General features: G+C 67.2%; 26 protein-coding genes. 5 read left to right on the top strand and 21 right to left on the bottom strand.

All coding sequences use genetic code 11. The features are described from left to right. Positions 1–25: 25 nt before the first annotated feature. From rnt to ACVOJ1_RS03595, 15 genes are all read right to left on the bottom strand, one after another. Positions 26–610, bottom strand: a complete 585-nt coding sequence (rnt, locus tag ACVOJ1_RS03665) for a ribonuclease T (RefSeq protein ID WP_053518226.1) — start codon at positions 608–610, stop codon at positions 26–28. Between the two features lie 140 nt (positions 611–750). Further along, complete coding sequence (locus ACVOJ1_RS03660; RefSeq protein WP_111185747.1) at positions 751–1,281, bottom strand: HvfX family Cu-binding RiPP maturation protein; 531 nt, start codon at positions 1,279–1,281, stop codon at positions 751–753. Between the two features lie 23 nt (positions 1,282–1,304). Then, the gene (locus ACVOJ1_RS03655) at positions 1,305–2,060 is read right to left on the bottom strand and encodes an HvfC family RiPP maturation protein (protein ID WP_346480027.1); all 756 of its coding nucleotides are present in this window, start codon (positions 2,058–2,060) and stop codon (positions 1,305–1,307) included. Continuing rightward, positions 2,053–2,931 carry an HvfB family MNIO-type RiPP peptide maturase gene (locus ACVOJ1_RS03650; RefSeq protein WP_111185743.1) on the bottom strand — a complete coding sequence of 293 codons (879 nt, stop codon included), beginning with the start codon at positions 2,929–2,931 and terminating at the stop codon, positions 2,053–2,055. Before ACVOJ1_RS03650 ends, ACVOJ1_RS03655 begins: the two co-directional genes overlap by 8 nt. Then, positions 2,918–3,268 (bottom strand): HvfA family oxazolone/thioamide-modified RiPP metallophore, encoded by a 351-nt coding sequence (locus tag ACVOJ1_RS03645; protein WP_053518199.1) that lies wholly within the window; start codon positions 3,266–3,268, stop codon positions 2,918–2,920. Before ACVOJ1_RS03645 ends, ACVOJ1_RS03650 begins: the two co-directional genes overlap by 14 nt. Positions 3,269–3,525: 257 nt before the next feature. After that, on the bottom strand, positions 3,526–4,233 hold the full coding sequence (gene phoU, locus ACVOJ1_RS03640) for a phosphate signaling complex protein PhoU (RefSeq protein WP_053518201.1): 708 nt from the start codon (positions 4,231–4,233) through the stop codon (positions 3,526–3,528). Positions 4,234–4,300: 67 nt separating this feature from the next. Continuing rightward, a complete protein-coding gene (gene pstB, locus ACVOJ1_RS03635) occupies positions 4,301–5,131 on the bottom strand; it encodes a phosphate ABC transporter ATP-binding protein PstB (protein ID WP_053518202.1) in 831 nt (276 codons plus the stop codon). Positions 5,132–5,150: 19 nt separating this feature from the next. Further along, positions 5,151–6,014 carry a phosphate ABC transporter permease PstA gene (gene pstA / locus ACVOJ1_RS03630; protein ID WP_053518203.1) on the bottom strand — a complete coding sequence of 288 codons (864 nt, stop codon included), beginning with the start codon at positions 6,012–6,014 and terminating at the stop codon, positions 5,151–5,153. Beyond that, complete coding sequence (gene pstC, locus ACVOJ1_RS03625; RefSeq protein WP_053518204.1) at positions 6,014–6,982, bottom strand: phosphate ABC transporter permease subunit PstC; 969 nt, start codon at positions 6,980–6,982, stop codon at positions 6,014–6,016. The genes pstA and pstC overlap by 1 nt, the downstream gene beginning before the upstream one ends. An 82-nt stretch (positions 6,983–7,064) precedes the next feature. Then, entirely contained in the window at positions 7,065–8,153 is a 1,089-nt protein-coding gene (gene pstS, locus ACVOJ1_RS03620; RefSeq protein ID WP_346480026.1) for a phosphate ABC transporter substrate-binding protein PstS, read from the bottom strand. Positions 8,154–8,472: 319 nt separating this feature from the next. Further along, a complete protein-coding gene (pstS, locus tag ACVOJ1_RS03615; protein WP_053518207.1) occupies positions 8,473–9,492 on the bottom strand; it encodes a phosphate ABC transporter substrate-binding protein PstS in 1,020 nt (339 codons plus the stop codon). Between the two features lie 208 nt (positions 9,493–9,700). Beyond that, positions 9,701–10,912 (bottom strand): OprO/OprP family phosphate-selective porin, encoded by a 1,212-nt coding sequence (locus ACVOJ1_RS03610; protein WP_065174723.1) that lies wholly within the window; start codon positions 10,910–10,912, stop codon positions 9,701–9,703. 193 nt (positions 10,913–11,105) lie between these two features. Further along, positions 11,106–11,795 (bottom strand): endonuclease III, encoded by a 690-nt coding sequence (gene nth / locus ACVOJ1_RS03605; protein ID WP_065174724.1) that lies wholly within the window; start codon positions 11,793–11,795, stop codon positions 11,106–11,108. Then, positions 11,795–12,148, bottom strand: a complete 354-nt coding sequence (locus ACVOJ1_RS03600; RefSeq protein ID WP_053518210.1) for a hypothetical protein — start codon at positions 12,146–12,148, stop codon at positions 11,795–11,797. Before ACVOJ1_RS03600 ends, nth begins: the two co-directional genes overlap by 1 nt. 4 nt (positions 12,149–12,152) lie before the next feature. Then, positions 12,153–12,935: an enoyl-CoA hydratase/isomerase family protein gene (locus ACVOJ1_RS03595; protein ID WP_065181203.1), complete on the bottom strand. Its 783-nt coding sequence runs from the start codon at positions 12,933–12,935 to the stop codon at positions 12,153–12,155. 167 nt (positions 12,936–13,102) lie between these two features. On the opposite strand from ACVOJ1_RS03595, the gene ACVOJ1_RS03590 reads away from it, so the two are divergent. The 3 genes from ACVOJ1_RS03590 to ACVOJ1_RS03580 all read left to right on the top strand — a co-directional run bounded on the left by ACVOJ1_RS03590 (position 13,103) and on the right by ACVOJ1_RS03580 (position 15,682). After that, positions 13,103–13,804, top strand: coding sequence for an FKBP-type peptidyl-prolyl cis-trans isomerase N-terminal domain-containing protein (locus tag ACVOJ1_RS03590; protein WP_005408797.1), 702 nt, complete (start codon positions 13,103–13,105; stop codon positions 13,802–13,804). Between the two features lie 175 nt (positions 13,805–13,979). Then, the gene (locus tag ACVOJ1_RS03585; protein WP_111185739.1) at positions 13,980–14,783 is read left to right on the top strand and encodes a CoA pyrophosphatase; all 804 of its coding nucleotides are present in this window, start codon (positions 13,980–13,982) and stop codon (positions 14,781–14,783) included. Continuing rightward, positions 14,780–15,682: a sulfurtransferase gene (locus ACVOJ1_RS03580; protein ID WP_065181205.1), complete on the top strand. Its 903-nt coding sequence runs from the start codon at positions 14,780–14,782 to the stop codon at positions 15,680–15,682. Before ACVOJ1_RS03585 ends, ACVOJ1_RS03580 begins: the two co-directional genes overlap by 4 nt. Before the next feature lie 71 nt (positions 15,683–15,753). Here ACVOJ1_RS03580 and ACVOJ1_RS03575 read toward each other — a convergent pair whose 3' ends face one another. After that, positions 15,754–16,320, bottom strand: a complete 567-nt coding sequence (locus ACVOJ1_RS03575; protein WP_065174726.1) for an N-acetylmuramoyl-L-alanine amidase — start codon at positions 16,318–16,320, stop codon at positions 15,754–15,756. Between the two features lie 72 nt (positions 16,321–16,392). On the opposite strand from ACVOJ1_RS03575, the gene ACVOJ1_RS03570 reads away from it, so the two are divergent. Beyond that, positions 16,393–16,920, top strand: coding sequence for a hypothetical protein (locus ACVOJ1_RS03570; protein ID WP_197571505.1), 528 nt, complete (start codon positions 16,393–16,395; stop codon positions 16,918–16,920). A gap of 145 nt (positions 16,921–17,065) precedes the next feature. Beyond that, the gene (rlmKL, locus tag ACVOJ1_RS03565) at positions 17,066–19,204 is read left to right on the top strand and encodes a bifunctional 23S rRNA (guanine(2069)-N(7))-methyltransferase RlmK/23S rRNA (guanine(2445)-N(2))-methyltransferase RlmL (RefSeq protein WP_263177877.1); all 2,139 of its coding nucleotides are present in this window, start codon (positions 17,066–17,068) and stop codon (positions 19,202–19,204) included. 31 nt (positions 19,205–19,235) lie between these two features. Here rlmKL and ACVOJ1_RS03560 read toward each other — a convergent pair whose 3' ends face one another. The 5 genes from ACVOJ1_RS03560 to ACVOJ1_RS03540 form a co-directional block, all read right to left on the bottom strand. After that, the gene (locus ACVOJ1_RS03560) at positions 19,236–19,562 is read right to left on the bottom strand and encodes a DUF3325 domain-containing protein (RefSeq protein ID WP_053518217.1); all 327 of its coding nucleotides are present in this window, start codon (positions 19,560–19,562) and stop codon (positions 19,236–19,238) included. Further along, a complete protein-coding gene (locus ACVOJ1_RS03555; RefSeq protein ID WP_128987830.1) occupies positions 19,559–21,187 on the bottom strand; it encodes a PepSY-associated TM helix domain-containing protein in 1,629 nt (542 codons plus the stop codon). The genes ACVOJ1_RS03560 and ACVOJ1_RS03555 overlap by 4 nt, the downstream gene beginning before the upstream one ends. Continuing rightward, on the bottom strand, positions 21,184–21,498 hold the full coding sequence (locus ACVOJ1_RS03550; RefSeq protein WP_053518219.1) for a DUF3649 domain-containing protein: 315 nt from the start codon (positions 21,496–21,498) through the stop codon (positions 21,184–21,186). Before ACVOJ1_RS03550 ends, ACVOJ1_RS03555 begins: the two co-directional genes overlap by 4 nt. 276 nt (positions 21,499–21,774) lie before the next feature. Continuing rightward, positions 21,775–23,061 carry a DUF445 domain-containing protein gene (locus ACVOJ1_RS03545; RefSeq protein ID WP_065174730.1) on the bottom strand — a complete coding sequence of 429 codons (1,287 nt, stop codon included), beginning with the start codon at positions 23,059–23,061 and terminating at the stop codon, positions 21,775–21,777. A gap of 115 nt (positions 23,062–23,176) precedes the next feature. Further along, positions 23,177–24,055: a ParB N-terminal domain-containing protein gene (locus ACVOJ1_RS03540; RefSeq protein ID WP_111185731.1), complete on the bottom strand. Its 879-nt coding sequence runs from the start codon at positions 24,053–24,055 to the stop codon at positions 23,177–23,179. Positions 24,056–24,058 lie beyond the last annotated feature (3 nt).

The raw sequence follows: 24,058 nt of genomic DNA, 5'->3' as shown, positions 1-24,058 counted from the left end.
TGCGCGGCGAGAGGGGCGCTGACGGTTACCGCGGCCAGGCGTTGGCGATCGTGCAGAACAGCCGTGCCGTCTGCTCGGTGTCGTACACCGCGCTATGCGCTTCGTTGGCATCCCAGCCCAGTCCCGCCGCATTGGCAGCACGTGCCAGCACCGTCTGCCCGTATGCGATGCCGGCCAGCGTCACCGTGTCGAATACGCTGAAGGGGTGGAACGGATTGCGCTTGTGCCCGGTACGGGCGACGGCGGCATTGACGAAACCGAGGTCGAAATGCGCGTTGTGGCCGACCAGGATTGCGCGCTGACAGCCGTACTTCTTCATTGCGGCGCGAACCGGGGTGAAGATATGGTCCAGCGCGGCGCGCTCTTCCTTGGCCAGCCGGAACGGGTGATCCAGGATGATGCCGGTGACTTCCAGCGACTTCGGATCGATTTCCAGCCCTTCGGCCGGCACGACATGCGCGCTGGCGGTCTGCCCGGGGAAGAGCAGGCCGTTCTCGTCCATCTCGATCGGCACCGCCGCGATCTCCAGCAGCGCGTTGCGCTGGGCGTCGAAGCCGCCGGTCTCCACGTCCACCACCACCGGCAGGAAGCCACGGAAGCGTTGTGACATCGCACGCTGCGCCTGCGGTACTGCGGAAACGGGGGCGACGTCAGGTGCGGGGGTGGGGTCGGTCATGCGTGGATTCTAGCAGAGCGTTCCTGAGCGCCCGGTGCGCGCAGCCGGATGGGGCGTTGCGGGCGGCGCGCCAATCAGCGGCATCGCGGACCGGCTCCCGCCCAGGTGCCCCCGCCAGCGCCATGCCGGGCCAGCAGTGCATCGACGCTCAGCCTGCCGGCGCCAGCGAACAGCAACGGCAGCAGCATCGCCATGAACAGCACGGGCAGTTTGAAGTTGCCGAAGCCCTGGTCGCTGATTGCATACCCCATGGCGAGGTCGCCCAGCGAGTGCCATTCCATCGGCCAGTGCACCGCATGGGTCGCCACCACGGTCAGCACCAGCAGGCTGGCAGCGGCAAAGCGGGTGCCGAAACCGACGAGCAGGCAGGCGGCACCCAGCAGTTCGAACCAGGTGGCCAGTTGCCAGTTCAGCGCGGCCGGCAAGTGGTCGAATGGAAACGGAAAGGCCTGCTGCAGGTCAGCGAACCAGTTCTGGCCGTGCAGTTTCTCGAGGCCGGATTCGAAGTACTCCCAGGCCAGCAGTACGCGCAGGCCCAGCGGGGCCAACCAGGGGGCGAGACGGTCCAGCTGGCCACGCGCGGTGGCCAGGATCGGGTAGTTCATCGGGAATCTCCGGGAGTGGGGCGTCAGGGCGGCGGCGTGATCGGGCCGATTACGCCGGCTTGCAGGAACTGTTGCAGCAGGGCGGCACCGGCCTCGTCCAACGCGTGCTCCTCCAGCCCGTGTGCCAGTGCCAGCTGCCGCAGGTAGGTGTTGCCATCGGCGCCGGGCTGCTCGCCGATGCGGGCCAGCAGATGCACCGCCAGTGGGCTGAGGCTGGCGAAACGCACCTCACCGTCAGCATCGCGCCGGACCAGCAGGCCGGTCGGCTCGGCCGGAGCCGTGCGCGGCGCATCGTCCGCGCCAAGCCGGTGGACCGGCCATTGATACAGCAAGGGCCAGGCCAGCGGCGAACGCTGCAGGGCGACCACCCGCGGATCGATCGCGCCGGCCACCGGCAGCGGCTCGGCCTGCAACTGGTACAACGCCGTTTCCACCCACTCGTAGTGGGCCAGCTCGGCCAGCGCCGGATGCGGAAGCTGCGGCTGTGCCTGCAGCCACTGCACGAACTCGGCAGCCAGTTCGGTGAACAGCGGACTGCGGCAGCGATGCGTCGCGAAGTAGCTGCGCACCAGGGCATTCCAGCCCGGTTCACCGAGCAGGCGCACGCAGACCGGGAACCCGTTGCTCAACAGACCCAGCAGGTTGTTGAACAGCAGGCGCTGGTACACCGCTACGCGTCGCGGCTCCATGCCGGCCGGCGCGGCCACGGTGTCCGGGTCGCGCAGATGGGCGGTGAACGCGTGCTGCTGCGCACGCAGCCGTTCCGGCGCTTCAGCCATGCGTGCTGCCTCCGGCTGGGTCGGCCTGCAGGCGGCGGATGGTCTGCAGCTCGCTCTGGAGCTCGGCGTATGGGGGGAAGTTGAAGTCGCGTTCGAGCAGGGTGGGGCGGGGGCCGATGCGCGCATAGGTACGTGCCAACAGCTCCCAGACCGGATCGATCACGGCGCTGCCATGGGTGTCGATCTTCAGGTCCGGCGCTTCATCCAGGTGCCCGGCCACGTGCAGGCAGACGATGCGCTGTGCCGGCAGGCCGGCGATGAACGTGTCGGCGTCGTAGCCATGGTTGCAGGCGTTGACGTAGACGTTGTTGACGTCCAGCAGCAGGTCGCAGTCCGCTTCGGCAAGCACCGCGTTGGTGAAGGACAGTTCGTCCATGGACGGTTCCGGTGCCAGGTAGTAGGACACGTTCTCCACCGCGATGCGCCGGCCGAGCAGGTCCTGCACACGGGCAATGCGCGTGGCGGTATGGCGCACGGCTTCATCGGTGAACGGAATCGGCAGCAGGTCGTACAGATGGCCGTCGTCGCTGCAGTAGCTCAGGTGCTCGCTGTAGAGCGGCACGCGGTGCTCGTCCAGGAACCGGCCAACCTGTGCCAGCAGCTGCGTGTCCAGCGGTGCACTGCCGCCCAGCGACAGCGACAGGCCGTGGCAGCTCAGCGGATGCCGCGCCGCCAGTTCGGCCAGTGCATCGCCTGCCGGGCCGCCTACGTGGATCCAGTTTTCCGGCGCACATTCGAGGAAGTCGAAGTCGCCGGCCGGTGCCTCGCGCAGCGCCTGCAGCAGCGCGCGGCGCAGGCCCAACCCGGCGGCCGCCGCGGGAAGCGGCGACCGCCGGTGGACAGCGCTGGCGCGGACGTCAGTGCTTGCCACCGCACTTGCCTTCGCCGCACTTGCCTTCGGCCGCCTTCTTGTCGCCGGTGCTCTTGGCCTTTGCATCGGTGCCGGCGGCGGCCTTGCCCTTGTCGCCACCACACTTGCCTTCGGCGCTCTTGCCATCGGCGCCGCACTTGCCTTCGGCATGCTTGGCGGCGTCGCCGGTACGCGCGTCGGCAGCCTTGGCATCGGTGGCCTTGGCGGCCTGGCCGGCCACCAGATAGCCCTGCGCCAGATCGCTCATGCTCAGAGCCGAAGCGCTGGCCGTCATGCCCAGGCCGGCGACAAGGGCGGTAGCGGTCAGCAGGGACAGGGTCTTGTTGGTACTGCTCATCGGTTGTGCTCCTGGGTGGTGTGGGCGGGTGCCCGGGTGGCCGGCAGAGGTGCCGGTGGAAGCGATCGTGCGCCGATCCTACTCAACGAATCCTCGCAGAGAACTCAAATTTTCGTGAGATTTTCCGCGCAGTCAGGGGGCGGGGCCTTGCCAGCCAGGCGCGGCGCCTTTGGAAATGCTGGAAGGCCCAAAAAGAAAGGCCGCTGTCGCGCGGACAGCGGCCACTCTGGAGTCGACTCCCGTGTTGCAGTGCAGCGTCAGGGCTGACCGGTGCTGGAGGTTTCGTCGCGCTTCTCGCGCGGCGGCAGCGGCTGCTCTCCATGAACGAGGAACCAGACGTTCTCGGCGATGTTGGTGGCGTGGTCGCCCACGCGTTCCAGATTCTTGGCCATGAACAGCAGGTGGGTGCACGGTGTGATGTTGCGCGGATCTTCCATCATGTAGGTCAGCAGTTCGCGGAACAGCGCGGTGTACTGCGCATCCAGGCGCGCGTCATCCTCGCGCAGGGCCAGCGCCGCCTCGGCATCATTGTCGCGGTAGGCCGCGATGGCGCGGCGCACCTGCTGTGCGGCCAGCCGGCCCAGGGCGCGCAGGCCCTGGATCTGCGGCAGCGGCGGCACCTTGCCCAGTGCGATCGAACGCTTGGCAACGTTCGCCGCGTAGTCGCCGATCCGCTCGATGTCGGCGGGGATGCGCAGGCCCGCGAGGATTTCGCGCAGGTCGCGCGCCATCGGGCCGCGCAGCGCAAGGCGCATCACGTCGTGGCTGATCTGCTGCTCCAGTGCATCGATCGCCTCATCGTTGGCGATGATGCGATGGGCGGCGTTCTCATCGCGCTTCTCGATCACGTCCATCGATGCTTCGAGCTGGGCGACGGCCATCTCGCCCATGCGCACGATTTCGGCCACCAGGCGCTGCTGCTCTTCGTCGTAGCTCTTGACGATGTGGTCGTTGGGAAGATTCATGGTTGTTCCGTCATGTAGAGCCGGGCCATGCCCGACTGGCGTTGTCTGTGAAGAAGCCGCGGTCCGGTCAGCCGAAGCGACCGGTGATGTAGTCCTCGGTCTGCTGCTTGGACGGCTGCGAGAAGATCACTTCGGTGCGGTCATGTTCGATCAGGTCGCCCAGGTACATGAAGGCGGTGTAGTCCGATACGCGGGCGGCCTGCTGCATGTTGTGGGTGACGATGACGATGGTGTAATCGTTCTTGAGCTCTTCCACCAGCTGCTCGATGCGGCTGGTGGAGATCGGGTCCAGTGCCGAAGTCGGTTCGTCCAGCAGCAGCACGTCGGGGCGCAGGGCGACGGCGCGGGCGATGCACAGGCGCTGCTGCTGGCCACCGGAAAGACCCAGCGCGCTCTGGTTGAGCTTGTCCTTCACCTCGTCCCACAGCGCGCCCTGACGCAGTGCCTGCTCGACGCGGTCGCTCATCTCACCCTTGGACAGCTTCTCGTGGTGGCGGATGCCGTAGGCCACGTTCTCGAAGATCGTCATCGGGAACGGCACCGGCTTCTGGAACACCATGCCTACTTTGCTGCGCAGCCGGTTCATCGGGAACTTCGGCGACAGGATGTTCTCGCCGTCCAGCAGCACTTCGCCGCGTGCTTCCAGCTTCGGGTACAGCGCGTAGATGCGGTTGAAGATGCGCAGCAGGGTCGACTTGCCGCAACCGGAGGGGCCGATCAGCGCGGTGACGCGCTTTTCCGGGATCTCCAGGTTGATGCCCTTGAGAGCGTGGAACTTGTCGTAGTAGAAGTCCAGGCCACGCGCAGCGAGCTTGACCGGAGCCGGGGTATGCAGGTTCTCGTGCGAGGCCGGCACGGCGATGCGCTGCATCGGCACGGCATTGGAAAGATCGTTCATGGTGGTTTCCACGGAAAGGTCAGTCATGGGAGATGCGGTTGCGCAGCAGGAGGCCGCGGGCGGCGAGGCTGACCAGCAACACGAAGACGGTCAGCACCAGGGCACCGGCCCAGGCCAGCACCTGCCAGGATTCGTACGGGCTGCCGGCGAACTGGTTCATCACCACCGGCACCGAGGCCATCGGCTGGAACACGTTGCTGTTCCAGTACTGGTTGCCGAAGGCAGTGAACAGCAGCGGTGCGGTCTCACCGGAGATGCGGGCCAGCGCCAGCAGGATGCCGGTGATGATGCCGGCCGAGGCGCTGCGGTAGAGCACCTGCACGATCACCTTCCATTGCGGGATGCCCAGCGACAGCGCCGCTTCGCGCATCTGCGAGGGCACCAGGCGCAGCATTTCGTCGGTGGTACGCACCACCACCGGCAGCACGATGAAGGCCAGCGACAGCGCGCCGGCGAAGGCGGAGAACTGGCCGCCGGTCTGCATCACGTACAGGGTGTACACGAACAGGCCCAGCACGATCGACGGGGCCGACAGCAGGATGTCGTTGACGAAGCGGACCACGGTGCCGGCCTTGCGGGCATTGCCGTACTCGGCCAGCCAAGTGCCGGCCAGGACACCCAGCGGGGTGCCGATGCCGATCGCCAGCGCACACATCACCGCGCTGCCGAAGAAGGCGTTGGCCAGGCCGCCTTCCTGCATCGGCGGCGGTGTCATCTTGGTGAACAGGTCCAGGTTGATGCCGGCCAGGCCCTTCGCGGCCAGGGTGAACAGGATCCAGCCCAGGAAGAACAGACCGAACAGCGCGGTGGCGCAGGACAGCGCGATGGCGACGACATTGCCGATGCGGCGGCGCAGGTACAGCGAGTCAGCGGTGGTGGACATCAGTTGCCCTCCTTGCGGGCCAGGCGCATCAGCATCAGGCGGGCGATGGCGAGCACCACGAAGGTGACGATGAACAGGACGAAGCCAAGCAGCAGCAGCGCCGAGCGGTAGGTTTCAGTGGCCTCGCCGAAGTCGTTGGCGATCAGGGCGGCGATGGTGGTGCCCGGCTCCAGCAGCGACGGCGATAGGCGCACGCTGTTGCCGATCACGAAGGCCACGGCCATGGTCTCGCCCAGTGCGCGGCCAAGGCCGAGGAAGACGCCGCCGATCACCGCCGAACGGGTGTAGGGCAGCACGATGTCCCAGCTCACTTCCCACTTGGTCGATCCCAGCGCATAGGCCGATTCCTTCAGGCGGGTCGGTACGGTCAGGAACACCTCGCGCATGACCGAAGAGATGAACGGGATGACCATGATGGCCAGCACGAAGCCGGCGGTCAGCATGCCGATGCCCAGCGGCGGGCCCTGGAAGATCGGGCCGATGACCGGCCATTCGCCCAGCGTTTCGTTGAGGAACGGGGTGACGTACTCGGTCATCACCGGTACCAGCACGAACAGGCCCCACATGCCGTAGATGATGGAGGGAATGCCTGCCAGCAGTTCGATGGCGGTGCCGACCGGCCCCCGCAGCCAGCGTGGCGCCACTTCGGTCAGAAAGAAGGCGATGCCGAAGCTGACCGGCACGGCGATGACCATCGCGATCAGCGCGGTGACCAGGGTGCCGTAGATCGGAGCGAGCGCACCGAACTTGTTTTCGACCGGATTCCAGTCGGAAGAGAAGAAGAAGCTCAGGCCCTGCATCTGCAGGGCATGACGGCCGCCCCACAGCATCGACAGAGCCGCGCAGGCCAGGGCGATCAGGACGAAGATGACTGTGCCGACCAGCACCCATCGGAACAGTTTGTCGTTGCGGGCATCACGCGCGTCACGCGTGGACGGGGCGGCTACAGGCTGGGCGATGGCATTCATGGGGACGGCAGGGCCAGGAAGGGGCGGGGCGGCACGGCGTGGAAGACACGGTGCCCGCACGCGGCGGGCACCGTCGGGTCCATCACTTCAGTTCGGTCGCCCAGTAGGCCTCGATCTGCGTGACCAGTTCGGCCGGCAGCGGCACATAGTGCAGCTCGTTGGCCTGGGCCTGGCCGTTCTCGAAGGCCCACTTGAAGAAGGCCAGGGTGTCCTGGTTGCGCTTGGCATCCTTCGGCTGCTTCTGCATCAGCATGAAGTTGGTGGCGGTGATCGGCCACGCCTGCTCACCCGGGGCATTGGTGATGACCAGATTGAAGTCCTTGGCGCTGGCCCAGTCGGCGCTGGCGGCCGCAGCGGCGAAGGTCTCCGCGCTCGGCTGCACCCAGGTGCCGGCGGCATTCTGCAGCGAGGTGTACGGCATGGCGTTCTGCAGCGCGTAGGCCAGTTCGACGTAGCCGATCGAGCCCTTGATCTGCTTGACGTACGAGGCGACGCCTTCGTTGCCCTTGCCGCCCACACCGTCCGGCCACTGCACCGAAGTGCCTTCGCCGACCTTGCTCTTCCACTCCGGGCTGACCTTGGACAGGTAGTTGGAGAAGTTGAAGGTGGTGCCCGAACCGTCCGAACGGTGGACGATGGTGATCTTGCCGTCCGGCAGGGTCACGCCAGGGTTGGCAGCGACGATCGCCGGGTCGTTCCAGGTCTTGACCTTGCCGAGGAAGATGTCGGCCAGCAGGGCGCCGCTCAGGCGCAGCTTGCCGGCTTCCAGGCCTTCGATGTTGACGACCGGCACCACGCCGCCGATGGCCGACGGGAACTGGGCCAGACCGGCCTGCGCCAGCTCCTCGCTGCTCAGCGGCTTGTCGGACGAGCCGAAGTCGACCGTGCCGGCCTTGATCTGGGCGATGCCGCCGCCGGAACCGATGGACTGGTAGTTGATCTTGGCGCCGGTGCTGGCGTTGTAGTCGGCCGACCACTTCGACACCAGCGGGAAGATGAAGGACGCGCCGGCGCCGGAGACTTCGGCGGTCACCTTCGCACCGGCGTCAGCCGGGGCAGCGGCACCGTCGGCGGCCGGCTGCTGCGCGGCCTGCTTGTCGCCACCGCAGGCCGACAGGCCCAGGGCGATGGCCAGGGAAAGGGCGGCGAGGCCGGCCGAGTGCAGTTTCATGGTCACTCCATAGCGGGGAAGAGCCGACGGCGTCGGCGGATGCGGCTATGAAATGATGTTTTTGTTACAGCCGTATGACGTCCATGACAGAGGTGTCCTGGATCACGTTCCGACAAGGGTTTCACAGGGGCGTCGCCCACTGCGGACATCCCCGGAGACCGCCGCGGCCGCCCGATCTGCGCACCGGTAGGGTTGCCGGTCCGGTGGAAGGCCGGACCCCACAAACGAGAAGAGCGCGAGATCCCGAGGATCTCGCGCCCGGTGGGGCCGGCGGGGGAGAGAGGACCCGCCGGCCCCGCTCCTGCGGGGGAGGTCTTGCTCAGTACTTCAGGTTCTGGGTCCAGTAGGTCTCGATCTGGCGGACCAGGGTGTCCGGCAGCGGCACGTAATCAAGCTGCTTGGCCTGCTGGTCGCCGTTCCTGTAGATCCAGCGGAAGAACTCCTGCGTGGCCTTGGCACCGGCGACGTTCTTCGGCTGCTTGCGGACCAGGATGAAGTTGGTGGCGGTGATCGGCCACGCATCGGCACCCGGGGCATTGGTCATCACCAGGTAGAAGTCACGGGCATTGGCCCAGTCGGCGCTGGCGGCGGCGGCCGAGAACGAGGCGTCCGACGGCTGCACGATCTTGCCCGCGGCGTTCTTCATTGCCGCGTACGACATCTTGTTCTGCAGCGCATAGGACAGCTCGACGTAGCCGATGCCACCCTTGATCTGCTTGACGTAGGCGGCCACGCCTTCGTTGCCCTTGCCGCCGATGCCCGCCGGCCACTGCACCGAGGTGCCTTCACCGACCTTGCTCTTCCACTCCGGGCTGACCTTGGACAGGTAGTTGACGAAGTTGAAGGTGGTGCCCGAACCGTCGGAGCGGTGCACGATGGTGATCTTGCCGCTGGGCAGGGTCAGGCCCGGGTTCAGTGCAGCGATGGCCGGATCGTTCCAGGTGGTGATCTTGCCCAGGAAGATGTTGGCCAGGGTCGGGCCATCGAGCTTCAGCGCACCCGGCGCGACGCCGGCGACGTTGATCACCGGCACCACGCCGCCGATCACCGACGGGAACTGGGCCAGGCCGGCCGCAGCCAGTTCTTCCGGCTTCAGCGGCGCGTCGGAGGAACCAAAATCGACGGTCGCTGCCTTGATCTGGGCAATGCCGCCGCCGGAACCGATCGACTGGTAGTTGACCTTCTTGCCGGTGGCGGTGCTGTAGTCCGCCGACCACTTGGACATCACGGGGTAGATGAAGGAGGCGCCCGCGCCGGTGACATCGGCAGCATTGGCGGCGAACACGGACGACGCGGCCAGGATGGCGACAGCGGCGCGCGACTTGAAGGCGTGGATCACGGGAGAGACTCCTGGGGTGGTCGAAGGGCGGTTGCCCAACGTATCGGTGCACATTCCATAACCATTCCGTGACACGGAAAGGTCTGTCATATGACGCCGGTGTGACATCGGATGAGGGGATCGCGCTGCGTTACAGGCGTCACCGCACGTGGCAAGGGCACGACCGCAGTCGTGCCCTTGCCGGTGCGTGATGCGATGACGCGGGCTCTTACCAGAAGAACTGCGCGCGGGCTTCCAGGATGTTCGGATCGTCATTGACGAAGCCGCGGGCGCTGGAGCTGTACTTCTTGCTGTCGACCTTCACGTAGTTCAGCATCAGCTTGAAGTTCGAGCGCCAGTACCAGTTGGCGCCGACGGTCCACACATCCATCTTGCCGCCGAGCACGCCATCGACGATCGGCGGGCGACCGGCGACCGGGTTCGCGGCCAGGTTGCCGTCGTTGAGGTCCATGTGGTCGTAGCGCACGCCCAGCTGCCACTGGCCGCTGGCCGGGTTGTTCGGCAGGCCGGTGCCGGGCGTGCCGCCCTTGTAGCTCCAGGTCTCGCCGGTGACATTCCACAGGCCGCTGATGTAGTAGCCGTCGCTGGTGTAGTTGTCGTGGTCGTAGCGCTTGGCCTTGCTGGTGTAGTACTCGGCCTGGGCCTTGAACGGGCCCTGGAAGTACATGGCTTCGGCGCCGACGGTGCTGATTCGGTCGGTGTCGGTCAGGTTGCCGCTGTCGATCAGGCGGGCGGTGGCCAGGTCGGCGTTCGGACGCGCACGCACGCGCAGGGTGTCAGCGTCGGCGTCGTAGTCCACGTAGCTCAGGCCGAAGTGCAGGACCTGGCCCTTCTCGTTGATTGGAGCCCAGGTGCCACGCGCGCCATAGCCGCTGCCATGGGCCAGGTTGCGGGTCAGCTCGCGGCCGAAGGCGCTGGCGGTGACCGACCAGTTGTCCTGGCCGTAGCTGTAGGCGCCACCCAGGCGGCGGGCGATCGCGTAGGTATTGGTGACCGCGGCCTTGGAGATGAAGTCGTTGTTCTTGGTGCTGGACAGCTCTTCCAGGCTGTTGGGCTGCTTGAACTGGCCGACCTGGATGAAATGGTTGGCATTGCCCAGCAGCTTGTACTTCACGTTGGTGTCGAGGAACTTGTCCGCCTTGGCGTCGTAGCCGAGCACCCACTCCACGTTGCCCGGGCCCTTGCCCTTGAGCACCAGCTCGGCGCGGCGCAGCTCGAACTCGCTGTCCTTGCCGTTGCCGGCATCGCCACCATTGAGGTCCACGACGTCGTTGTGGAACCAGTTGCCGTCGGCCTGGACCAGGCCTTCGAAGGTGATTTCCGAACCGCCGATCACGTCGATGGCGACTTCAGCGTGGGCAGCCGGCACATAGAGCGCAGCGGCCACGGCCACCGTCAGGAGTTGGTGATGCAGTTTCATGGAGAGGAGCCTTGCAGGCAGGTGGGAAGATGCGCGCAGGCTAGAAGGTAAAGATTGCGTAAATGTGACAGTTTCCGCGCGCAGTCTGTCCGCCGCGACCCTTGCCACGACTGGGCCCGGCATTGATGCCGGGCCGATATGACGTGGGGATTGCGCTGCGATGGCATTTACCCGCAGGCGCTGCGGGGATGCCTCAGGGGGCCGGTGTCTTGTCCTTGAAGCGGCACAGATCAGCGATCACGCAACCCGGGCAGTCCGGCTTGCGTGCCTTGCAGACGTAGCGTCCGTGCAGAATCAACCAGTGATGTGCGTCGAGCAGGAATTCATCAGGAATCGCCTTCACCAGCCTGTCTTCCACTTCGCGCACGTTCTTTCCCGGCGCCAGTCCCGTGCGGTTCGCAACGCGGAAGATGTGCGTATCCACCGCCATCACCGGTTCGCCGAAGGCCGTGTTGAGCACGACGTTGGCGGTCTTGCGGCCGACGCCGGGCAGGGCTTCCAGTGCCTCGCGATCGCGTGGCACTTCACCGCCATGTTTCTCCAGCAGGATCGCGCAGGTGGCGATCACGTTTTTCGCCTTGGCGTTGAACAGGCCGATGGTGGCGATGTATTTCTTCAGTCCGTCCTCGCCCAGCGCCAGGATCTGCGCGGGCGTGTTGGCAACGGGAAACAGGCGGCGCGTGGCCTTGTTGACGCCGACATCGGTGGCCTGGGCCGACAAGGCCACCGCCACCAGCAGTTCGAACGGCGAGCTGTATTCCAGTTCGGTCTTCGGATGCGGGTTGAGTTCGCGCAGGCGCGTGAACATTTCCACCACGTCGGCGCGCGGCATGCTGCTGCCACGCCGCGCTGGCGCGCGGGCGGCCTTCTTCGCGGTGGCCATCAGCGCTCCTTGCCGGTGGCGCGTGCCTTGGCACGGGCGAGGATGGCGGCAGCGGCGGCGGGCAGCGCAGGTTTCACGTCCGGCGCCGGGCGCGGCGTGCGACGCGCATCGCGTTCGGCGTCGCGGCGGGCCAGGCGCACCGCGCGTGCGCGGTAACGGTCACGTGCGGCCCACGCGCGCTGCAGCTGCTGCCGCGCCTGGCTGAGCACCTCCGGCAGTTCCGGGTGCCCGGGAACCTCGTGTGTGTCGCCTTCGTTGGCGACATAGTCCATCAGACCGGCCTGCAGGGCACCATCAAGATCGTCTGCCTGGACCCGGGCGAACAGCAGCGCGGGGTTGGGTCGGGATGCCATGGGGTCAACGGTTCTGGAAGGCGGGGGGACGGCGTTGCAGGAAGGCACCGGTGCCTTCGCGCATATCCTCGGTGGCGAACAGCAGGCCGAACTGCGCGCTTTCGTACTCCAGTCCCGCCTCCAGGCTGCACTCGCCGCCGACGTGGACCGCATCGAGCAGGGCGCGCAGCGCCAGGGGCGCCGAGCGTGCCAGCTGCCGGGCGATGTCCTGCACACGGGTGTCCAGATCGGCCGCCGGCACCACCTCGTTGACGATGCCCAGCGCGAGCGCACGGGCGGCATCGATGGGCGCACCCAGCAGGCACAGTTCCAGGGTGGCAGCCCGGCCGCAGAGGCGCAGCAGGCGCTGGCTGCCGCCGAAGCCGGGGATCAGGCCGAGATTGATCTCCGGCTGGCCGACCTTGGCCGAGTCAGCCGCAACGCGCAGATGGCAGGCCAGTGCCAGTTCCAGGCCGCCGCCCAGGGCGAAACCGTTGACGCGGGCGATGACCGGCTTGGGCATGCGTTCGATCTGACGCATCAGTCCTTGGCCGAGCAGGGAGAAATCACGTCCCTGAACCGCACTGAGTGTGTTCATCTCGGCGATGTCGGCGCCGGCGACGAAGGCCTTCTGGCCGGCACCGGTCAGCACCACCACACGCACCTCGGGGTCGGCCGCGGCGTCCCTGAACGCATCGGCCAGACCCTGCAGGGTCGCGGCATTGAGGGCATTGAGCTTGTCCGGGCGCTGGACGGTCACGGTGCGGATGGCGCCATCGTCGGTGACAGCGATCAGGTCATCGGCCACGGTGAAACTCCTGAAACGTTAAAAAAGAGTGATTTTGAACTCTGCCCGCGCAGACAGGTCATAGCCTGCGTGGTGAGTAGCGGTTACACGTTGTGGCCGTTATCCTAACCCGTCGCCTCAGGGCGGCGCAGAACGTCCCTGAGTTACCACCCCTGGAGAACTGTTTGATGAAGTTGCGTTCTATCGCGGTCGCCGTCGCGGCCCTGGCCCTGACGGGCAATGCCTTCGCCCAGGACGTCTCGTCCGAAAAGGGCAAGCTGAGCTACTACTTCGGTTACGACTACGGCAACAACCTGGCGGAGCTGACCGGTCGTGGTGAGCAGCTGGACATCAACTCGGTGGTGAAGGGTCTGCAGGACGCCTACGCCAAGAAGCAGCCGGCGATCACCGCCGAGCAGCTGAAGCCGGCCGTTGAAGCGTTCCAGAAGCGCGAGCAGGGTCGTGCCCAGGCCGCCAAGGCCGAGTACGAAAAGGCCGCTGCCGAAAACAAGACCAAGAGCGATCAGTTCATCGCGGCGAACAAGGCCAAGGCCGGCGTGCAGTCCCTGCCGAGCGGCGTCCAGTACCGCGTGATCGAAGCCGGCAAGGGTGCCAAGCCGACCCAGGCCAGCACCGTGCAGCTGGAAGTTGCCGGTCCGTTCCCGTACGGCCAGCGCCCGACCGAGGCCCGCCCGGCCCAGCAGATTCCGTCGATCAAGGTCAGCGAAGTCGAAATGAAGGCCATGCGTGAGACCCTGCTGCAGATGCCGGCGGGTTCGAAGTGGGAAGTCACCCTGCCGCCGGACCAGGCGTACGGTGCCGACCCGCGCACCCCGTTCCCGCCGAACGTGGCCGTGCAGTTCGAGATCAAGCTGGTCAGCGTCAAGTAAGCCTCCGCATCAACATCAACGCGCCGGTGATCCCACCGGCGCGTTTTTGTTTGCGCCGCGCGCGGCCGGCAGCATCGGGCCATGCTCGGCGAAGGCGCGCGGCGAAGGACCGCATGCCGCATCTTCAGCCCGCGCAAATTCAGCGCAATCGCGCTACTGTTGCAACGTGCAAACTATGGAAGACCCGGCGCGTGTTGTCGCAAGCCCCTGCATCGGAACGTGCAAGCTGGATGGCAACCGGCTGTGCCGCGGTTGCCGGCGGCACATCGACGAGATCACACGGTGGTCGTCGATGAGCGACAGCGAACGCAGCCACATCCTGCATCGTGTGCTGCCGCTGCGCGAGCAGCTGCAGCAATCGCTGCACGGCTCGCTGGCCGACCATGATCGCCTGTTGCGCGCATTGCATCCGCTGGCCACCCCGCCCGCCGGTGACGGTTGGAACCGCAGTGAACTGATCGACCTGCTGCCGCCGGGTCCGCCGGTGGAAGCGGCGGTGTTGGCCGGCATCGTGCCGCGTGCCAACGGCGCGCAGGTGATCCTGACCCGCCGCACTGAAACCCTGCGACAGCACGGCGGCCAGGTCGGCTTTCCCGGCGGCCGTACCGAGCCGGATGATCGCGATGCGCTGGCCGCAGCGCTGCGCGAAAGCCAGGAAGAAATCGCGCTGGCGCCTGCGCAGGTGCAGCCGCTGGGCTACCTCGATCCGTTCGTGACCATCACCGGTTACCGTGTCACCCCGGTGGTGGCGGTGGTCGATCCGGATTTCGTGCCCGTGCCGCAGCCCAGCGAAGTGGCCGAGGTGTTCGAGGTGCCACTGGATTACCTGATGGCGGCCGACAACCTGCGCCAGGTCGAAATCAACCATCGCGGCCGCATCCGTCACGTGCTCGAGTACGGCTGGCCTGGCCAGCGGATCTGGGGGGCGACGGCCGCCATTCTCTACAACCTGCGTCGCCGCCTGGAGCAAGTGCAATGAAGCCGATCGATCCGCCGTGGACCACCCTGGTCGATGTCGCCACCCTCGCCGCTGCACTGGGCGAGGACGTGCGCGTGGTCGACGCCCGTGCAACGGCGAGCACCGCCGTGCGTGTGGTCGATGCGCGCGCGTCGCTGGGCGATCCGCAGGCGGGCGAGGGCCAGTACCTGGCCGGTCATGTCCCCGGTGCGGTGTACGCCGATCTCAACCGGGATCTGTCCGACCTCACCCGTGCCGGCCACGGTCGCCACCCGCTGCCGGACAGCGACGCGTTCGCCGCACGGCTGGGTCGCTGGGGTATCGCCCCGGAGACCCAGGTGGTGGTCTACGACGGCAGCGATGGCAGCATGGCCGCCGCGCGCCTGTGGTGGCTGCTGCGCCTGATGGGCCACGCGCGGGTGGCGGTGCTCGATGGAGGCATTGCGGCCTGGCAGGCAGCGGGGCTGCCGCTGGCGACCGGTGCGGGCGAGGTTCCGGCCCAGCCGGCCTATCCGGGGCGCTTTGACACCACGCAGATCGCCAACGCCGACGAGATCACCGCCCGGCTCAAGCATGCGCCGGGCTGGTTGCTGGACGCCCGCGCGGGAGAGCGCTTCCGCGGCGAAGTCGAACCGCTGGATCCGGTGGCCGGCCACGTGCCCGGCGCGGTCAACCGCCCGTTCGCATCCAATGTGCTCGATGGCCGCATGCGCGATACGCAGGAGCTGCGTGCCGAGCTGCAGGGCATCATCGGCAATCGCGATCCGCAGCAGGTCGTACTGATGTGCGGTTCCGGCGTGACGGCGTGCCATCTGCTGCTGGCGATGGAAGCGGCGGGCCTGTCCGGGGCGCGCATCTATGCCGATTCCTGGAGCGGCTGGGTGAGCGACAACAGCCGACCGGTCGCCAGCGGTACCTGAGACAGAACCGGGGTCAGATCCGTTTTCCCGCGCAGAACGGATCTGCCCCCTTCAGGCGGCAGTCCTGCCGGTTACCCGATCGATTGCAGGGGCACCTTCGCCAGCACCCGAGCCCACGGAAACAACGGCCCCGGATCGCGCTTGCGGGCCACGCTCAACGTCGGATCGTCACTGGCCTGCACCTGTTCCCGGTCCAGCTGGTCGTGGCCGGCGATCCGCTGCAGTGACGGGTAGCGCGCCACCAAGGCCAGCAGCAGCTGTTCCAGGGCCTGCAGCTGCGGCTCGGTGTACGGCTCGTCCATCGCCTGGTGACGGCTGTCGAACCAGTCGGGGTAGCGCCCGCTGTTGACCAGCTCGATGCCCAGCGTCCGTGCGTTCATGCCGCGGACGTGGTGGGCCACGCGCTCAGGTGCCACGTACTGCACGACGCTGCCGTCGCGGTCGATGTAGAAATGGCCGCTGTTGCCGGCGCCGCTGTCGTACAGCACCCGCTCGCCATAGGCACGGGCCGTGGCCAGGTCGGGCAGCTCGGTGCAGTGGATCACCACCATCTCCAGCGTGTCCGGCGCGCGCAGCGGCAGAAGGTCGTGATAGGGCAGGGGCTGCAGCAGCAGGCCGGGCAGGAGCGGGTTGGGCATGCGGCGATGCTAGCATTGCGCAATGAACCTGCATTCTCTTTCGTTGTCGGTGCGCGCCTGCGGAGCGTGCGCATGAGCCGCGGTCACTGCATCCTCTCCCATGGCTTCGAGAGCGGGCCGGAGGCCACCAAGGTCACGGCACTGGCCGAGGTCGCCCAGCGCCTGGGCTGGACCCATGAGCGGCCGGACTACACCGATCTGGACGCAATGAGCGGGGTGAGCCGCGTCGGTGACGTGCCGGGGCGTCTGCAGCGCCTGCTGGAACGCGCTGCACATGCGGCGGCACAAGGACCGCTGGTACTGGCGGGTTCCAGCCTGGGCGCCTACATCTCTGCGATCGCCTCGTTGCAGGTGCCGGTGGCGGGCCTGTTCCTGATGGTCCCGCCGACCACCATGGGGCCCATGCCGGCGCTGGACGCCGCAGCGGTCCCCACCACCGTGGTCCAGGCCTGGCACGATGATGTCGTGCCTGCCGCCGGAGTGATCGCCTGGGCGCAGGCGCGCTCGGCGCAGCTGCTGCTGGTGGACGATGGCCACCGCCTGGAGCGGCACGTGGAGGCATCCGCACACGCCTTCGAGCGCCTGCTGCGCCAACTGTGAAGCCGGGGCGCACGGCGCGCCGGCCCGCATTGACTACAATGGCAGCCCCGCCGCCCCCGGCGCGGGCCTGCCGGCCGTGCCCACGGCCCTCCTTTCCGACTGGCGCGGCTCCCCTGCCGCGCCCGACCACCTGCGAACCGATCCCGTGAAATTCTTCGTCTCCTGCGCCAAGGGCCTGGAATACCTGCTTGCCGATGAACTGTCGGCCCTGGGCCTGGACAAGGCCACTGCCACCATTGCCGGCGTCAATGCCGAGGGCGAGCTGGAGCAGGCGCTGCGGATCGTGATGTGGTCACGTCTGGCCAGCCGCGTACTGTGGCCGATCGACGAGTTCGAATGCCCCGACGAGCAGGCGCTGTATGACGGCGTGCGTGCGCTGCCGTGGCATGAGCACATCAAGCCGGAGATGACCCTGGCGGTGGATGCGCATGTGTCCGGCGACAAGATCACCCACGCCCGCTTTGCCGCGCAGCGGATCAAGGACGCCATCGTCGACCGCATGCGCGATGAGGGCCTGGAGCGGCCGTCGGTCAACACCGATCTGCCGGATGTGCGCGTCAACCTGTCGCTGCGCAAGGGCCGTGCCTCGCTGTCGATCGACCTCGGCGGCGGCCCGCTGCACCGCCGTGGCTGGCGGGGGGCCGCGCACGAAGCACCGCTGAAGGAGAACCTGGCGGCCGCGTTGCTGCTGCGGGCGCAGTGGCCACGTCTGCATGCCGCCGGTGGTGGCCTGCTCGACCCGATGTGCGGCAGCGGCACGTTGTTGATCGAAGGCGCGCTGATGGCGGCCGACGTCGCGCCGGGCCTGATGCGCCACGGCAGCCTGCCGCCGAGCCGCTGGCTGGGCTTCGACAAGGTGGCCTGGAAGGCGATCCAGAGCGAAGCGCGCGAGCGCGAGGCCACCGGCCTGGCCGCGCTGAAGCCGGTGATCCACGGCAGCGACATCGATCCGACGGCGATCGAAGCGGCACGCGAGAATGCCGAAGTGGCGGGCGTGGCCCACGCCATCCGCTTCACCCGCGCCGACGTATCCGAGCTCACCTCGCCGGAGCAGGAGATCGGTGCGGTGGTCTGCAACCCGCCCTACGACGAGCGCCTGGCCGCCGATCCGGCGCTGTACCGCGCCTTGGGCAACGCGCTGCAGAAGGCGGTGCCGCAGTGGCGCGCCAGCCTGCTGTGCGGCAACGACGAGCTGGCCTTCGCCACGGGTCTTCGTGCGGCCAAGAAGTACCAGATGTTCAATGGCGCGCTGGAATGCGCGCTGATCGTCTGCGACCCGATCGCGGTGCCGGGGCGTGATCCGGCACTGCCGCGGGAGCTGAGCGAAGGTGCGCAGATGGTGGCCAACCGCCTGCGCAAGAACCTGAAGAAGTTCAAGAGCTGGCGCGCGCGCGAGGACATCACCTGCTTCCGCGCCTACGATGCGGACCTGCCGGAATACGCGGCGGCCATCGATGTCTACGAAGAGGACGGTGGACAGCGCCGTACCTTCCTGCACGTGCAGGAATACGCTGCACCGGCGGCGATTCCCGAGAACGACGTGCGCCGCCGCCGCAACGAACTGCTGGCCGCCGCGCGTGAGGTATTCGGCGTGCCGCCCGAACAGGTATCGATGAAGTCACGCGAGCGTGGCAAGGGCGGCAGCAAGTACGGCCGTTTCGAGCAGCGCGACGAGTTCGTGGTGGTGCGCGAGAATCATGCGCTGCTGCAGGTGAACCTGTTCGACTATCTCGATACCGGCCTGTTCCTGGACCATCGTCCGCTGCGCCGGATGATGGCCGAGCAGGTGCGTGGCAAGCGCTTCCTCAACCTGTTCTGCTACACCGGCGTGGCCAGCGTGCAGGCAGCCGTGGCCGGCGCGGCCAGCACCACCAGTGTCGACCTGTCCGCTACCTACCTGCAATGGTGCTACGACAACCTGGCCCTGAATGGTCAAGGCGGAAACCAGCATCTTCTGGTGCAGGCCGATGCGATGGCCTGGCTGGAAGCCGACCGTGGCCAGTACGATGTGATCTTCTGCGATCCGCCGACGTTCTCCAACTCCGCCCGCGCCGATGATTTCGATGTGCAGCGCGAGCAGCTGCGGCTGCTGCGTGCAGCGGTGGCACGGCTGGCACCGGCAGGCGTTCTGTACTTCTCCAACAACTTCCGCCGTTTCAAGCTGGAAGAGAACGCGATCGCCGAGTTCGCCCAGTGCCGTGAGATCACTGCGCGTACCATCGGTCCGGACTTCGAGCGCAACGCACGCATCCACCGTGCGTGGGAGTTGAAGCGTTTGGGTTGAAGGTTCGCCGGGCATGGCCCGGCGCTACCGGCTATGCCAGCGCCACCACCAGGCCCAGCAACGGCAGGGTGATCGCCAGCGGCACGATCCACCGCGGGCGGTAGGGATACAGCCCGAACGACAGCGTCACGCCGCCCACCGTCATCACGCCCAGCCACTGCACCGGGCCCATGGCCCAGCCATGGTCGGCAACGCACAGGGCGAAGGTGACCGCCAGCAGCAACCAGCCCAGAACCCGCCACTGGGCGCGCCGTGCCGGAACGGCGGCTTTGCCGTGCAGATCGTGCTGGTGCCTTTCCATCGCCAGCGACAACGCGGTGAACGCAGAGAAGGAAAGCGCCAGCGCCAGCAGCATCATGCGCTGGCCTCCACTTCGGTGGCTTCGGTCGGTGCCCTGGGCGCAACGGTTGCCGCGGCACGCTTTTTCTTCTCGGCCGCAGACAGCGGTGGCGTCCAGCGCTGCATGCGCCAGCCGCACAGCGCCAGCATCGCACCGAAGGCGATCATCGACAGGTCGAAGCCCGCCAGCACCCAGTCGCCGCTGCGCAGGGTAATGCCCAGATGGGCGTGGGTGGTCAGCGCGTTGACCACCGGAACCAGCGCGAATGCGGCTGCGCCCAGGTACAGCTGCCACGTCCACATCACCCGTTTCGGCCAGACGAACGCGGCCAGCAGGGCGCCGCCCCACGCATAGAAGAACACGTTGGCTTCGGCATTGGAGCGATCGGCCAGATCCAGCGGCAGCAGCCGATTGCCCCAGAAGTAGGCGGCAAAGGCGATCGGCAGGCCGGCCACGGTACCGATGTTCAACGCATCGACCAGGCGCAGGCCGAAGCCGGTGCGCCCGCTCTTGGCATGCTTCGGTCGTTCCTTCACTGCCCACAGCACCACGCCACTGGCCACCATCAGGCAGCCGACCAGGCCGGACAGGAAGAACAACGCACGCAGCCCCCAGTCGGCGAAGCGCGCCAGGTGCAGGCCATACAGCACGCCACGGGTGGCGGTGGCACCACCGGAGGCCGGGGTCTGTTCCAGCAGCCTGCCGTCCACCATGTCGTAACGCAGCGAAGGCGTGTCGATGGAAAGACGCTTTCCGTCACGCTGGCGGATGTCGATCACCGCGTTGCGCGCGCCCGGATTGGACACGGTGAAGCCGGCCACTTCGGCGCCATGCCAGTGGGCGCGCGCATCGTCCAGCAGGCGGGCGATAGGCAGCGGCGCGGCGCGGCCTTCGGCCGGCGCGGTTACTTCAGGCAGGCCACCGAAGGCTTCGCTGAAGAATTTGTCCTCATCCTGCGGGTAGGCCACTTTCACGCCCCAGGGCAGGTACATGATCATCAGGGTGACGATGCCCGTGTAGGTGATCATCGCGTGGTAGGGCAGCGCCATCACCGCGCTGACATTGTGGAAATCCAGCCAGGAGCGCAGGCCCTTGTCTTTGCGGAAAGTGAAGAAGTCCTTGAAGATCTTCTTGTGGGTGATCACCCCGGTGATGATGGCCACCAGCATGAACATGGCGCAGAAGCCGACCAGGTAACGGGCCCACAGCACGGGGATGTAGTGCAGGTCGAAATGCAGGCGGTAGAAGAAATCTCCGCCGCGCGTCTGGCGGGCGTTCAGTTCGTCGCCGGTGTTCGGGTCGAGCGTGGCATCGCCGAAGGCACCGCGGCGGCCACGGCTTGGATCGGCCAGCTCGGGTGGCAGGCGCCAGAACAGCTGCATGGCCGGGTTGCGCGGCTGTGGCAGGGTCACGAACCAGGTCTGGGCCTGCCCCGCATGGGCCTGCAGGTAGTCCACGCTGCGTTGCGCGGCCACATCGATGCTGACGGTGCTGGCCGGCAGTTCCGGGCGCATCCAGCGGCTGATCTCTTCACGGTAGTAGCTTGCGGTACCGGCCATGAAGATCAGCAGCAGCAGCCAGCCGACCAGCAGGCCGGTCCAGGTGTGCAGCCAGGCCATCGACTGGCGGAATCCGTTCTTCATGCCCAGGCTCCCATCAGCCGCGCGATGCCGGCCATCAGCAGGGCAGGGGCGAGGATGCCGATCCACGCACGCAGGGCACTGCGGGTGGCGAATGCCCACAGCGCGGCACAGGCGGCAACCAGGATGGCCAGCAGCATGCCGGTCAGCACGGTCTGGCCCCGCGCGCCCGGCAGGACGACGGCACAGAACACGCCGGTCATGGAGGCCAGCGCATAGCCACCGAAGATCGCGGCCAGCGAGCGCGACAGGATGCCCCAGCGCGGGTTGCGGAAGAAAACACGGGAGCTGGCGGTTGCGGGCGAGCGGTCCACGGCGGTCCTGTCGGTCGGGGAGGGGATCGAACGCGCCTGCGGCCCCCTTGCGCCCCGCGCACGTCGCCCAGCGTGTCCCATCAATGCAGCGCTGCCCGCGCAGACGGGCAGCCGGAGGTCAGGGCTGTACATGGGCACCGGACAGGTCTTCCTTGCCCGTGCGGCCAAGCGCACCACCGATCAGTAAATGATAGGCATTCGCATTCTGTTAATCAAGGCTGCGTGACGAAAGAGGAGTCGTTCCGTGCCCACGCAGCAGGTCAGCGGACCCGCCGCTCAGAAGCGGAACACCACCGTTGCCGCGTGCAGCAGCAGGCCGATCAGGCCGCCAACCAGCGTGCCGTTGAAGCGGATGAATTGCAGGTCGCGGCCGACGCTCAGTTCCAGCTGCTCGACCAGATGGCGCTCGTCCCAGCCCCTGACCGTCTGTGCGATGTGCGTGGTGACCCCCTCGCGCAGTCGCCCGGTCAGGCGCTGTGCGCCTTCCAGCAGATGCTGGTTCAGTGCATCGCGCAGTGCCGGGTCGGACTGCAGGGTGATCCCCAGCGAGGCGAGGCTGCGCTGCAGGTGGCCGACCAGCGCCGAATCCTCGCGCTGCAGGTCGGCGCGCAGACTGGCGTGGATGCGTGCCCAGAGCCCCTGCACGTACTCCTGCAGGGCAGGATGGTCGATCATCTCCTGCTTGAGCTGTTCGATGCGCTCGGCCAGCGCCGGGTCTTCGCGCAGGCGCTGGACGTAGTTGCCCAGCCACGCCTCGTAATCCTGCCGCAGCGGATGCTGCGGCTCGGCCAGTACCTGCTGCAGCTCCTCCAGCACGGCGCGTGCCAGCCGCTCGGCCAGGCTGTCACCGATCTCGTCGATGGGTTTCACCCAGTTCACCGTGCTTGAGAGCGTCGGCCATTCGCGCTGGATGTAGCGCACGATCAGCTGCGACGCGCGCTCCTTCACTTCCGGCTGCTCCAGCCAGCGTCCCAGTCTCTGCAGGCCCTCGTCCAGCACACGCTGGTGGCGCCCGTCGGCGGTCAGCAGGGCAAGCAGCTCGCCGGCGGTGGATGCCGCGTTCCACTGTCGCAACTGCTGCACCACGAACGCGTGCAGCTGCCGGCGCACCGCGCGTTCATCGAAGAAGTCCAGTGCCTGCAACGCCCAGCCGCGTGCCATGTCGGCCAGCATGCGTGCGCGTGCCGGTTCGGCCAGCCAACTGCCGAGACGGCCAGCCGGATCGAACACCTTCAGCTTGGCCAGCAGCACCTGTGGTTCCAGGAACTGATCGCGCACGAACAGCGCCAGGCTGTCGCCGATGCGCTCCTTGCTGCGCGGAATGATGGCGGTATGGGGAATCGGCAGGCCCATCGGCCTGCGGAACAGGGCGACCACCGCGAACCAGTCTGCCAGCGCGCCCACCGCTGCCGCCTCGCAGAAGGCGGATACCCAGGCCCAGGCGCCGCGCTCGCCCTGCCAGTGGCTGACCGCAAAACCGGCCAACATCAACACAAGCAGGCCCAGGGCGATGGCTTTCAGGCGTCGCAGCTGGGCGCGGCGCGGATCGATTGCGGACGTCATGGCGGCAGTCTAACCGCCACCGGATGATGCCGGCGCATCGGTAGCGCCGGGCCATGCCCGGCGGCTTTTCGGAGCCCGCTGCGCTCGCCGGGCATCGCCCAGCGCTACCCATTCGTTACAGCGCTTCCAGCTGCCTGCGCAATGCCGCCAGCTGCGTGCGCAGGGCATCGTTCTCGCGAGTGAGCGCGACGACGCGTCGGCGCAGCGCCGGCGCATCCTCACCCAACTGCTCCAACGCGGACAGCACTTCCGCATCGCGCAGGGCGATCTCGTCCTCGCTGGGCTCCTCGAACGCCATTTCCGCCGGTTCTGGCTTCGCCGCGCGCGGCTTGCGCTTGGACTCGCGTACGCGCTTGGCGGCCTGCTTCAGTTCGTCCTTGCCGCCTGCGGCTGCCGCGCGCTGCTCTTCCTCGGGCAGGTCGGCCACGGCCGCGGCCGCGCTGATCGAGATCACGCCGGCCTTGACCGCTTCCACGACTTCGGCGGCGGCCTGCGCGTGAATGCGTTCGATCATCCCGACCTGGCTGGTGCTCAGCTTCGCTTCGCGGGCCAGTTCCGCACGGCTGAGTTTCGGCGCGGGTTCCCACGGTGGGCTGTCTTCACCGGCATCGTCGGCCGATGCGGCGGTGCCATCGCTTTCGCGTTGCAGCTGGGCCTGCTCGATCTGCTTGCGTGCCGACAGGATGTCGCGCTTGCGCAGGGCCAGCACGCCGCGCTGGAAATCGGACACGCTGCGGCGGCCCAGGTGCTGTTCGATCATCCACAGGTGCACGTCCTCCATGCTCTGGAAGCGGCTGTTCTGCACCGTGTTGAACGGCAGGCCATGCTTCTGGCAGATGCCGTAGCGGTTATGGCCATCCACCAGGACATCGCCCCACAGTACCAGTGCATCGCGGCAGCCCTCGGCGAGGATGCTGCGCTCCAGCGCCTCATGTTCGTCGGGCGTGAGCGGGTCGATGTAGGCCTTGAGTTCTTCTTTGACGACGATGTCCATGGG

Source organism: Stenotrophomonas sp. STEN225 (assembly GCF_056756445.1).
Note: the sequence above shows the minus strand (reverse complement) of the source record. Positions and strands in the feature narration are given on the sequence as shown.

Coding starts and splice junctions, on each gene's coding strand:
- ACVOJ1_RS03585 (WP_111185739.1), top strand. CDS start 13,980: ATGGAAGACCCGGCGCGTGTTGTCGCAAGCCCCTGCATCGGAACGTGC.
- ACVOJ1_RS03540 (WP_111185731.1), bottom strand. CDS start 24,055: ATGGACATCGTCGTCAAAGAAGAACTCAAGGCCTACATCGACCCGCTC.
- ACVOJ1_RS03555 (WP_128987830.1), bottom strand. CDS start 21,187: ATGAAGAACGGATTCCGCCAGTCGATGGCCTGGCTGCACACCTGGACC.
- ACVOJ1_RS03600 (WP_053518210.1), bottom strand. CDS start 12,148: ATGGCATCCCGACCCAACCCCGCGCTGCTGTTCGCCCGGGTCCAGGCA.
- pstC (WP_053518204.1), bottom strand. CDS start 6,982: ATGAATGCCATCGCCCAGCCTGTAGCCGCCCCGTCCACGCGTGACGCG.
- pstS (WP_346480026.1), bottom strand. CDS start 8,153: ATGAAACTGCACTCGGCCGGCCTCGCCGCCCTTTCCCTGGCCATCGCC.
- rnt (WP_053518226.1), bottom strand. CDS start 610: ATGTCACAACGCTTCCGTGGCTTCCTGCCGGTGGTGGTGGACGTGGAG.
- ACVOJ1_RS03575 (WP_065174726.1), bottom strand. CDS start 16,320: ATGCCCAACCCGCTCCTGCCCGGCCTGCTGCTGCAGCCCCTGCCCTAT.
- ACVOJ1_RS03580 (WP_065181205.1), top strand. CDS start 14,780: ATGAAGCCGATCGATCCGCCGTGGACCACCCTGGTCGATGTCGCCACC.
- ACVOJ1_RS03545 (WP_065174730.1), bottom strand. CDS start 23,061: ATGACGTCCGCAATCGATCCGCGCCGCGCCCAGCTGCGACGCCTGAAA.
- phoU (WP_053518201.1), bottom strand. CDS start 4,233: ATGAATCTTCCCAACGACCACATCGTCAAGAGCTACGACGAAGAGCAG.
- ACVOJ1_RS03560 (WP_053518217.1), bottom strand. CDS start 19,562: ATGATGCTGCTGGCGCTGGCGCTTTCCTTCTCTGCGTTCACCGCGTTG.
- ACVOJ1_RS03570 (WP_197571505.1), top strand. CDS start 16,393: ATGAGCCGCGGTCACTGCATCCTCTCCCATGGCTTCGAGAGCGGGCCG.
- nth (WP_065174724.1), bottom strand. CDS start 11,795: ATGGCCACCGCGAAGAAGGCCGCCCGCGCGCCAGCGCGGCGTGGCAGC.
- ACVOJ1_RS03655 (WP_346480027.1), bottom strand. CDS start 2,060: ATGGCTGAAGCGCCGGAACGGCTGCGTGCGCAGCAGCACGCGTTCACC.
- pstB (WP_053518202.1), bottom strand. CDS start 5,131: ATGAACGATCTTTCCAATGCCGTGCCGATGCAGCGCATCGCCGTGCCG.
- ACVOJ1_RS03610 (WP_065174723.1), bottom strand. CDS start 10,912: ATGAAACTGCATCACCAACTCCTGACGGTGGCCGTGGCCGCTGCGCTC.
- pstA (WP_053518203.1), bottom strand. CDS start 6,014: ATGTCCACCACCGCTGACTCGCTGTACCTGCGCCGCCGCATCGGCAAT.
- ACVOJ1_RS03660 (WP_111185747.1), bottom strand. CDS start 1,281: ATGAACTACCCGATCCTGGCCACCGCGCGTGGCCAGCTGGACCGTCTC.
- ACVOJ1_RS03590 (WP_005408797.1), top strand. CDS start 13,103: ATGAAGTTGCGTTCTATCGCGGTCGCCGTCGCGGCCCTGGCCCTGACG.
- ACVOJ1_RS03645 (WP_053518199.1), bottom strand. CDS start 3,268: ATGAGCAGTACCAACAAGACCCTGTCCCTGCTGACCGCTACCGCCCTT.